We start from the raw sequence: 11,421 nt of genomic DNA, 5'->3' as shown, positions 1-11,421 counted from the left end.
GTTCTGCTGCTCTCCCGTACCGTGCAAAACGGTTCATGCACCCTGTCAACACATCGTTCTGTTAACCATTCAGGGATGCAACTTTGTTCAAGTTCAGCTCTTGCATAAAAATAGGTCTGGTCGTTCTGACAAGCCCCAGTTGATCCAGTGATCCTGTCAAAAGGATTTCCAGTGCTTTCATCGCTTCAGCTACTTCAATAGAACCGATACCAGCATTGCTCATAAGGGTGTTGTATTCTTCCGAGGCTACACTTCCCACACTTCCCCAATAACCCCAATTGATGACTTTGACATCATAGGAACGCTCCATTGCAAGCTGATGAGCAAACGCATCCTTGAAGGTGCAGCCAGCCGCATAATTGCTTTGCCCAGGAGACCTGGTAAACGAATTAAAGGATGAGAAAAACAGCATGAAGTCGAGGTCATCCTGTCCAAATACCTGAGCCATGCGTGCACTTACAGCGACTTTTGCAGATAAGACAGCTTGAAAACGATCCTCCTCCATATTGGCGATACTCTGATCCTGCAATACAATCGCAGAATGAATTACACCATGAATAAGGGGATGTCTTCGCTTGATCTGTTCATAGGCCTTCTGGAGGGAATCTCCATTTGTCGCATCTGCCACAATGTACTCGGGAGCACTGCCCAGGGACTCCAAACGTTCTATACAACGTTGAATGCTTGAATCAGGTTCCCTGCGCCCGATCCAGATAATACGTGCATTGTACTGCCGGATCATGTATTCGCTCCACACCTGTCCAATGCCACCTGCCCCACCAATGACCACATATACTCCCTCTTGGCGATAAGCATCCTTAATTGCATGTTCATTGTGCACATTTACCGGGATCAACTCCTGGCGTAACCACTCGTTATCCCTATACAGATAGGCGTTTCCTTGCCCATTCCAAGGAAGTTCTTGCATTTGGGTCTCCGCCCATTCAACCTCATGCTCCAGATCGAGCAGTTTTATGCTCCACCGGGAGTATTCTTTGGCCAAAGAGCCCGCAAAACCATGAATGCTTGCATGGGTAGGATTAATTTCATCCATTGGAGAGGATGGGATCGCATTTGTCGTAATGAGGGTCAGTCTCAAGCTTCGATTACCGTATCCAAGCTCTAGTAGACTCTTGATCATTCTGAACAGTTGAAGAACCCCCTGCTCCTGTCCCTCAACAATCGAATCATCTGCCATGCAAACATTACCGGGGGAAGGAGCGTGCCATATGATATGATCCAGAATGGTAAACTCCGACAGGTTGTCCTTCCAACCAAGTACGCTGTTATGGGGCAACATGTGCATTGCGCCCGGATATAGTTTCAGAGCTTGCTTATGACTTATATCGTTGTCACTAATGATGAGCACCTTGTTACCAACGGATAGCGGAAGCGCTATCTCCTCCGGCGTAAATACACTCCATATGGGTGTCATCAGAACATGTCCAACAGGAGGTATCCCCCCGGTCGTCAACGGATTTTGAAATAAAGGAAGCTTATCCGCTGTGGGAGCTTTACATGCCAATTCTGTCATCCGAATGCATAACTTTCCGTCCGGACTATACATCTCAATCTGAAACTTGATCAGCCCCTGTGCCCCAGAAGAGTGATCCATCCGTTGGACACGCACCCACATCTCTTCTGTGCAAGGATACAGGAGTTCCAACTGATCTAGTGTAAACGGCAGTGGCACTGAATCAGGACTTCGGCCCCCCTCCACATGTTGCTTCAGCAAAAGACCCATGGAGGCCTGGAACGCCGCATCAAGCAAATATGGATTCATTACATATTGCTCTGTATGTCCGACTGCCGGAGACAACCGCAACTGTGCCCAAACCTGATGATCCTGGATGAACAGCTGTGTAAGTCCCTGAAAGGCGGACCCGTAGGATAGACCCAATCCGTCAAACAAGGAATAACACTCCTTACCTGCTAGGACACGTTCTGCCTTCTCAACCAGCCAAGGTTTGTTTCCGTTTGGTTGAACGGATGCCTGTATTCCCCCCAGCAGAACGGAACCCTTGCAATGTGTTCGTTTGAGTTGCTCAGATCCATGAGTGAAGCTATAGATCTCAAAACCTACGATTCCATCATTCTGCTGTTTAAGTTCGATGAGAACATCAACCGGCTGATCCACCTGTAGAGGTGTCATCCATGTGACTTTCTGAATACACCGTACCTGCAACGAATCATCGAAAAGTCCAACAGCTTGCTGAACCGCCGCTCTGGCCATTTCCAGATAGGCTGTACCCGGAAGCCATTTCTCTCCATGGACCTGATGATGGGCCAAAATCGTTTCCTCGCCCGTAAACGTACTGGCATATCGTTGCAAACCAAAGCTGGATGTATTGCAATGTACGAGCGGATGTAAAATAGGTACGCTTGTATGTTGTATTACTTTGCTCCTCTGTTCTCTTGAGACAAGGGGTTCAGGTACCCAGTAACGTTCAGCTGCAAACGGATACGCGGGCAGACTGACTGGGCGCGGGTGCTGCTGTCTGTTGTCCCCGTATAGCTCCATCCACTGAATCACTGCCCCTCGTGTCCACGCGTCCAGTACATGCTCATAACGACCCTGGGACAGCCAGCGTTTCACATTCTCTTTCATGTCTTCCTCATCGGTTAACCAACCCGGATGCTCCTGCCCTTGCTTCACATGCCCCTGATAGTACAAGTTTCCTTTGCCTGCTGGTTCCGCCTGTCCCACCTGTTCCACATAGCTGTCCAGCTTGGCAAGCAGCTCCTCCATCGTTTGCGCCAGCACACCCAGCCGTACCTCCATTGCTTCACGTCCGGTTTGCAGTGTATAGGCGATCTCCCTCACTTTCCAGCTGCTCTGCCCGGTACGGAGTGCATCTCGCAGCTGACGGGCCTGCACGACCAGCCGTTCCTCGTTCTTCGCTGACAGCACGATCATCCCTGGCACTTCATTTTGCTCGTTTTGCTCATTCATCTTTTCACGCGTCAGGTCGGGTTCCCGGTATTCCTCCAAAATGAGATGAGCATTCGCTCCACCTGCACCAAACGAGGAAATCCCCGCCCGTCGCGGTACGATCTGACCGTCCACTCTCGGACGTTCCCAAACGTCTAACTCCCGCTGGACCGTGAATGGGGTTTGACTAAAGTCAATATGCGGGTTGGTCTGCTGCACATGCAGGGATGGCGCCAGCTCTCCATGCTGTAATTGCAGCAGCACCTTGGTGACTCCCGCGATGCCTGCTGCGCTCTCTGCATGTCCGATATTGGATTTCGCTGAACCAATCGCACAGTAGGCCTCTTCCGACGGATCTTGCTGAAAAGCTTTACTCAGCCCCGCAATCTCGATGGGATCACCGAGCGACGTACCCGTGCCATGGGCTTCCACATAACTGATCGTCCGCGGGTCAACGCCCGCCTCACGCAAGGCCCGGCCGATGACGTCCGCCTGGGCGTTGGGATTCGGCACGGTATATCCGTTTGTTTTTCCACCGTGATTCAAGGCCGACCCTTTGATCACGCCGTAAATCCGGTCCCCGTCTGCAACGGCTCGTGCAAGCGGTTTTAACAGGACCGCGCCCACGCCTTCCCCCGGCACATACCCGTCGCCCCCTTCACCAAAGCTCTCACAGCGACCTTTGCTGGACAGGAATCGTCCTTGAGACAACATGATATATTTGTTCGGGTGGACCGACACATTCACCCCGCCCGCGACTGCAACCTGACACTCATTCTGTCTTAAACTCTGGCACGCCAGATGAATGGAAGTCAGCGAAGATGAACACATCGTATCCACCGCCAGACTCGGTCCGCGGAAATTACAGAAATACGACACCCGGTTTGCGATGGACGCCGGATTACCGGAGAGCGCAATTGAGGACTCGGCCCCGTACAGTTGGTATTCCTCGTACATCACACCCACGTACACACCCACGATGTCGGTAGCCAAACGCTCCCGCGTATACCCCGCATCCTCAATCGTCTCGTACACACACTGCATGAATAATCGTTCCTGCGGATCCATCATCTCAGCTTCCCGAGGAGAAATCTGGAAGAACAACGGATCGAATTCGTCCACACCGTCCAGAAATCCTCCCCAGCGTCCATAGGTCTTGCCCGGTGTGCCCGGCTCTGAATCATATACCTGCTCCTGATCCCAGCGTTCAGATGGAATCTCGGTAATGCTGTCCGTTCCACTGCGCAGATTCTCCCAAAACTCATGGATGTTCCGTGCTCCCGGGTACCTTCCCGCCACACCAATAATGGCGATATCCTGCTGCGTATCGACAGGTGTGTCCTGTCTGGAGACATTAGTCTGTGATTCATTCATCCGTGGTGCAGTCGTTTGAGTCTGTCCAAAAGTTAGATAGGGCGATCTGGTCTCTCCAGGGATGGATAAGACAGATTGCACTAAGGTCTGCTGTACTTTGACATGCTTGGCTTCCAAAGGTATGGATGCTGCATCTGAAGTTGTGTCGGGATCTCCCTCCCTTAGCAACCTGTCCAGTTTTTCGCCTTGCTCCTGTAGAAAGTAACTGCTCAAATCCCCGATCGTCTGGTATTCAAAAAATAATGTTTTGGGCAGTGGTCCAAATAAATTTTCCAGTTTGTTTGTCATCTGCATGATCAGGATTGAATCGATTCCATACTGCTCCAGAGGTGCATTCGCTCGAACGCGAGACTCGGGCAGTCCAATAACTTCGGCAAGAGTTTGGATCAAAAATTGAACCGTTCGTTTGGGTTTGTCAGCTGCCTGTGATCGGTTTGATTCCCCCACAGGAGAATTTATTTCTTTCATCGTTTCCAGTCTTTCGCTCTCACCATTGAAAGCCAGGAATCCCTGTTGGTTTTTGGAATGTAGAAGCCTCCTGATCCGGGTCATATCACCCGACAAAACAGCAATCTGTCCAGCTTCTGTTGCCAAAGCCCGATAGAAGGCCTGTATGCCGCTTGACGTTTCCATTCCCGCCAAACCGTAACGATGGAACATCCTTTGCTGAACGGTTTCAGGTATCGTCATACCCCCTTCAGTCCACAGCGGCCAGTTTATGGACAAGGTCCGCCCGTACCGCTCACCCTTCTGCACTCGCTGGTGCCGTTCAGATGCAAAAGAATCCATAAAAGCGTTGGCTGCCGCATAGTCGGCTTGTCCAGGGTTGCCAAACATCGCGGCAACAGCCGAACAAACGATGAACAGATCCAGTTTCTCCTCCCGAGTGGCTTCGTCCAAATGAACAATACCGGACACCTTCGGTGCAAAAACGTTGCGAAAATCGTCCTCTCTTTTAGCAAAAATGGGGTCATCCTGTATAATTCCTGCACAATGAATGATCCCGTTCAACTTACCAAACTCCATCTTGAATGAACTCACTAATTCTTGCACGGTCTGTCGATCCGAAATATCCCCTTGTCTGTAAAGAAGGTTTATTCCTTTCTCACGTAAAGCATCCAATGGCTTCCGAATGGTTGACAAGGATGCTCTCCCTACAGCAACAATGGTGCAGGAGGGTGCATGAAGCGCTATTTCTTCAGCCATGATAATCCCGAGAGCACCTGCTCCCCCGGTAATAACGTAGACCCCTTCGGGTTTCCATGGGATGTCGAATGCACTTTCAAATGGATCATGTTCAATCATTTTCCAGTCCTGAACATGACGAAGCCCAATACCTGATTGCCCTGGTGTACTCTTATAACGGATTAAACCATGCTCTGGGTAGTCCCGATTATCTACGAGCATGTTTGCCAGCATCTCCGATTCCGTTTCATTCAAAATCTCAATAACCTGACCATGAAAGAATGGATTCTCCAGTTCGGCCGTTCTTAACATAGCGGCAATTCCGCGATACAACGACAACTCGCCAGGAATGACAATTTGCAGCCATTTTTCATCGTTAACATGGGGCACTGCCTGCATCAGAAGAAGCCGGATCTCTTCAAGCACCCGCAATGCGCCGTTGGTAAATAATTTGTCCCAAGACTGGTTGAAATCCGTTGACGGAATACGTACACTTTGAATGGAAAATCGCTGTAAATATTTCTCGATTCCTGGATAACTGTGATTGCTATCTTCGAATAAAAGCACCACATGATTGTCCACGGTTAAGGTCTCATTCCCGGAAACACCTCCGGCAAATGTGTCAGCAGGTGCCACTCTCCAATAGGGTTCAGCCAGCAAAGTCCCTTCATCCCCATGCTGCTCTACCTGTCTAGGAAGCTCGCGGAACGTCAGCCCCTTGATTCGAAGGACAAGCTGTTCCTTATCGTCATATCCATCAATATCAACCTTTTTCGTTTCAACTAGAGCGTCATTCGGAGTACAGACGCGAACATGCGACCACATTAATGATGCACTGTTTCCCCATATCTCCACTTGCTCCATGGCAAACGGAACCGGTGTTGTAACAGGTGGACCTCCTGCTACCACCAACAGAAGTCCAATGGATGCCTGTAGGGCACTGTCTGTAAGACCAGGGTGAAGCTGACCTCCGCCATATTCATGGGAAAACTCTCCTGCAAGGCTCAGTTTGGCAAGCGCCTGATTGGTCCCGATGTACAACTCTTCAATTCCCTGATAATAATCCCCGTATTGCAGATCCATTTGTTTAAACTGGTTGTAACAACCTTCTCTTGTATAAAACCCTTCGGTGCATTGGGCTCTGATCTGTGTCAGATCTGTCTGTCCAACTTCCTGCGGCTCCATCATTGCCGCTTGCCCAAGACAGTGAACAACAGTCTCTTCCGCACCTTGGCTCTGTATCCGAAACTCGATTGCTCCCCGTTCAAGCGGATGAAGCAAGACGTCAACCTGAACAGGCTCTTTGTTCACCTGTAGTGGTCCATACCAGCCGATATGGCTCAGACTTATCCATGTCTGTTCTAGATCATCATGCGTATGAGCCATTTCCACTGCAGCACGAGCCATCTCCAGATAGGCTGCACCCGGAAATACACTTTCCCCTTGCACAATATGATCCTTCAGGAAAAGCTCTTCGCCATCAAAGGTGGAACTGAATTGGAGGGCAGCCCAATTCGAAGTATTACGATGCAGCAAAGGATGAAGCAACTGGTTTGAGTCCTCTATGCTCTGGTTAGCATGTTGTTGGATCGTATGATCATTTGTTGGTGGGTGACCAGCATCAATCCAGTACTTATCCTTGGCAAACGGATACACGGGCAGTGAGATTCGTCCTGCTGGCGCATGCTTAAACAACAATTCAAAATCAAGATGATATCCCTGCATATATAAGCTTGCTGCTGCTGCTAATTTTTCCGTAAATTCAGCCGAATTCGGTGATTCCGAACAATGCTGCAAACATTCATTTCCATAACGCATTAATGAAGACTGCGGGCGAAGTGTATGTGACAGTTCCACCACCTGAACTTCTGCTGCGGCTCCCTTTTCAAGCCACTTCTCCAATATTCTGATCAACTCTTGCTCATTACGGACAACACAGCTCAATCGGGAGTTCAGATGTTTTCGTCCCATGAGCAATGTATAACTCATATCCCAGCAGCTCACATCGGATTGTTCTTTGCAGAAGCTAACCAGTTGCTTGACTTGAACTTCCAATTGTTCCTGTGACTGAGCCGATAAAACAATCAGGTTCCCGGGACGATTGACCTTCTGACTTCCCATGACAGGTGCTTGTTCAATGACCATATGCGCATTCGTTCCACTGAAGCCAAAAGCGCTGATTGCGGCCATCCTTTTAACACCTGGCGGTGTGATCCAATCGATTGTCTCTGTATTGATGTAAAAAGGACTGCTTGCAAACGGAATGTGTTCGTTGCCTTCCTGAAAATGAAGGGAAGCTGGAATTTTTGCATGTTTTAAGGAAAGTAAAATTTTGATCAGTCCAGCCACACCGGCAGCGGCCGCAGCATGTCCAATATTCGTTTTGATTGAACCAAGGGCACAGTAATTTTCCTCTTCGGTGTACGACCGGAACGCTTTCACAAGCGCACTGTATTCAATGGGATCTCCCAATTTAGTTCCCGTTCCATGGGCTTCAACCAGTTGGATATTTCCAGGATGGATGTCAAAACGATTGTAGACCTCACTCATGAGCTGCTCCTGAGACTTCGCACTCGGCGCGGTGAGCCCGTTCGAGGCTCCATCCTGGTTAATGGCTGTACCGCGAATAACCCCATGGATGTTGTCCCTGTCACGCAAAGCGTCACTTAAACGCTTCAGCACTACAACTCCAGCACCTTCTCCAGGCACAAATCCGTCTGCCCGCTGGTCGAAAGTATGACATTTTCCTGTCGTTGAGAGCATGCCGGCCCGGTTGGATGCAATGAAAAAACCTGGGGTGGACTGTATAAAGACTCCTCCGGCAAGCGCCATTTCCGTCTCTCCAGACCATAATCCCTGACAAGCCAAATGAACCGATACGAGTGAGCTTGAACATGCCGTATCCACTGCAATAGCAGGGCCCTGCAAATTCAGATAATATGCAATTCGAGCAGGAATGACTGAACCCGAGTTGCCCCAGAATGCCTGCGGAACAGGATTCGTTCCAAGCAGTGTCCGGTAATCAAGCTCATTAAATCCCGCGTATACACCACACTTCAGCCCGGCAACTGCCTGCCCTGCATATCCAGCATCCTCCAGCGCCTTCCAACATTCCTCAAGAAAAATTCGCTGATGCGGGTCCATATGAGCAGCTTCCGTACCTGAAATGTTAAAAAATTGAGGATCAAATTCATCTATGTTTTCCAAAAATCCACCATGGCTGCAATAGGAAGTATCCTTTTCAAAATAAGATGATAGATCCCAACGCGTAACTCTCTCGACCAGATCCTTTCCTATGACTAAATTCCCCCATAATGAATGAATATCATCTGACTGCGGAAATCGCCCGCTCATCCCAACAATAGCGATATCTCCCCGTTCCACCTTTAAAGGACTATAAGACTCGGGGAACACAAAATGCTGGTCATGATTGTGTTCGGATGAACCTTCTGTTTTGTATGCATGCGGGGCAGCAGCTTCAGAGCTCAACTCCACCGGATCTACAGATTTGGAAATCTTTTCGATGGTTTGCACAAGGCCGTCCCTATACTTTTCAACGATATGGTTGGATAACAACTCAATGGAGCTATAATCAAACAGGCTGGAGACCTGCAAAGATATGGATAACGCCTCGTTGATCGACTGAATAAGCCGTACGCCTGTAATGGAGTCCACACCATATTCGGAGAAGGGTTCCTCTGAATCAATCATGGTGGTGTTCACTTTAAGCGAAGCAGACAGCATATCTGTAACGATCTCTCTTACATGTGCTTTCAATGTGGTTGCTGAAGTGCTCTCCAAACCAAGAGATGACTTGCTCGGCTTCTTTTCTTGCAGTTCAGGACGGCTTCCTGGAGAGAACGAATCATTGGACTGTAATTCAGACCGTGCCTGATTGGATGATCCAACTGGAGTAACTTCCGCGTCGATCTGCCTTACTATGCCGTCACTGTATGCCACAATGACCTGCTGCCCTTCCTCGTGCCAATCTTGTGCAGGAAATTCGATAGAATGAAAACCCGCTTCCAGTAACAGCTGTTCCCATACATGAGGTGCTACTCCGGGAGAATCGGTTAGACGAAGCTCGGGGTCCTCATACAGCCACCATCCATCCAATAAACCAAAGGTAAGGTGAGTAAAAAGGGAATTGCTGCTAATCTCGTTAATTAACAGCATTCCGCCTTGTTTTAGCAGAGCCTTCACATTACGCAGTGTTGTCCGCAAATCGGGAGTTGCGTGCAGCACATTGGCTGCGATGACCACATCATAGGCACCGGTGTCTATCTGTTGGGCAGACGGAGCATAACGAACATCAAACATACGATAATTCAGGAATGACCTGCCTGCTCCATACTTCTGTTCACCATGCAAAAGGAATGCTTGGGATACATCCGTATATGCATACTCTTGAATATGTTGTTCCACCGGTTTCAGTCTGTGCAAAACGGCTGCGCTTGTTCCTCCGGTTCCCGCCCCAATCTCCATCATGCGGAGAGCAGAGCTGTCCAACTGGATTTTATGCTGCACATAATGTAGTGCTGTTTCAGCAAGCACTTCGTTATAACGGTTTATTTTCACGTGTATATCCCCCCGACCAATTCCATAGAGGAATCAGGAAACATAATCTCGGTTGCTAGGCATTTTCCGCCGATAATATCTGGCAGCGCCTTCAGCATCGTTTCAACCAATCTGATTTGTGATTCCGCGCCGTGGTGTTTGATCCATCCGGGTTTGTTATGCTCCCATTCCTGCCAAGCCGTTTCGGCTTTCGGCTCGTCGTAATTGCATACCCTGTAACCAAAATCGGTTTTCATCAGATAGCCGTAACGGACTAGCGCGGTCAAACTTCCTCTGATCCAATGAGCATAGGTGTCCGACAAATTCTGTGTTAATTCAGCCAGAGTACCGGAGCTAACATCGGATTCAAACCAACCGGAGGCTTGCAGCTGCACCCACATCAGTTTTGCAAGCAAAGGCTCCATCTCTTGGAGCAAATGGCTTGTATTCTTGTCTGGATGAGAGGTATGCACGAGGTCACGAGTCACTGGCCTGCTTGCCTTTAGAGACTGATCCGACATATAGACTTGTACAGATTTTTGCATATTGATTCCAGGAATCAAATTTGTTTTTGTTTTTAACAAGGCAGCCTGTGTAAGATCTATGCTCATGAGCATCTCCAAGGCTTCCATCGCTTCTGGCGCCTCAATTGAACTCACACCCATCCGGTTCATGCGTTCCCTGTATTCCAATGAAGCCACACGGCCTACACTCCCCCAGAAACCCCAGTTCATAATTTTGACCGGACATGTCCAGGATTGTCGCAACCAATGCGCAAACGAATCTTTAAACATACAGCCCGCCGAGTAATTGCTCTGGCCTGGTTGTCTGGTAAAAGAGTTCATAGATGAGAAAAAAAGGACAAAGTCCAGATTTTCTTTCGCAAATATGTTTGCCATCACAACACTTACATCCAGTTTGGCGACAAATACATGTTGAAACTGTTCCTCTGTCATCTGCTCCAGACTGCCATCTTGCAAAACAATTGCTGAATGCACAATACCATTTATGGTCTTGAACCGGCTTTTGATCGTTTCATACGCACTCATTAATTCCTCTTCACTGGCTGCATTGGCCGAAATATATTCGGGAGCAGCCCCCAGAGCTGACAAACGATTCTGTTTATTCCGTATCTCGTCGTTGTATTCACTTCTCCCGATCCATATCACTCTCGCCTGATAGGTCCGAATCATATATTCACTCCATACTTCTCCGATCCCGCCGGCCCCGCCAATGACAACATATATTCCACCATAACGATAATTGTTGTTGTCCTGAGGGGCATTGCTCTCCAGGCGAACAAGTTCCTGACTGTACCAGCGGTTGTTTCGATGGACCTGGAGATCCCCTTTACTTTTCGGTTCCAGTGAGAG

Annotated in this window: 1 protein-coding gene and 1 pseudogene; both read right to left on the bottom strand. The window is 48.9% G+C overall.

Annotated features, from left to right (window positions below):
* Positions 1–61 precede the first annotated feature (61 nt).
* A complete protein-coding gene (locus MHB43_RS13880; RefSeq protein ID WP_405132144.1) occupies positions 62–10,069 on the bottom strand; it encodes an SDR family NAD(P)-dependent oxidoreductase in 10,008 nt (3,335 codons plus the stop codon).
* Positions 10,066–11,286 (bottom strand): annotated as a pseudogene (locus tag MHB43_RS13875) (SDR family NAD(P)-dependent oxidoreductase); the annotation flags it as partial. The gene MHB43_RS13880 and the pseudogene MHB43_RS13875, both read right to left, overlap by 4 nt.
* Between the last annotated feature and the right edge of the window lie 135 nt (positions 11,287–11,421).

Source organism: Paenibacillus sp. FSL H8-0317, from assembly GCF_045040685.1.
In the GTDB taxonomy this organism is placed as follows: Bacteria; Bacillota; Bacilli; order Paenibacillales; family Paenibacillaceae; genus Paenibacillus.
Note: the sequence above shows the minus strand (reverse complement) of the source record. Positions and strands in the feature narration are given on the sequence as shown.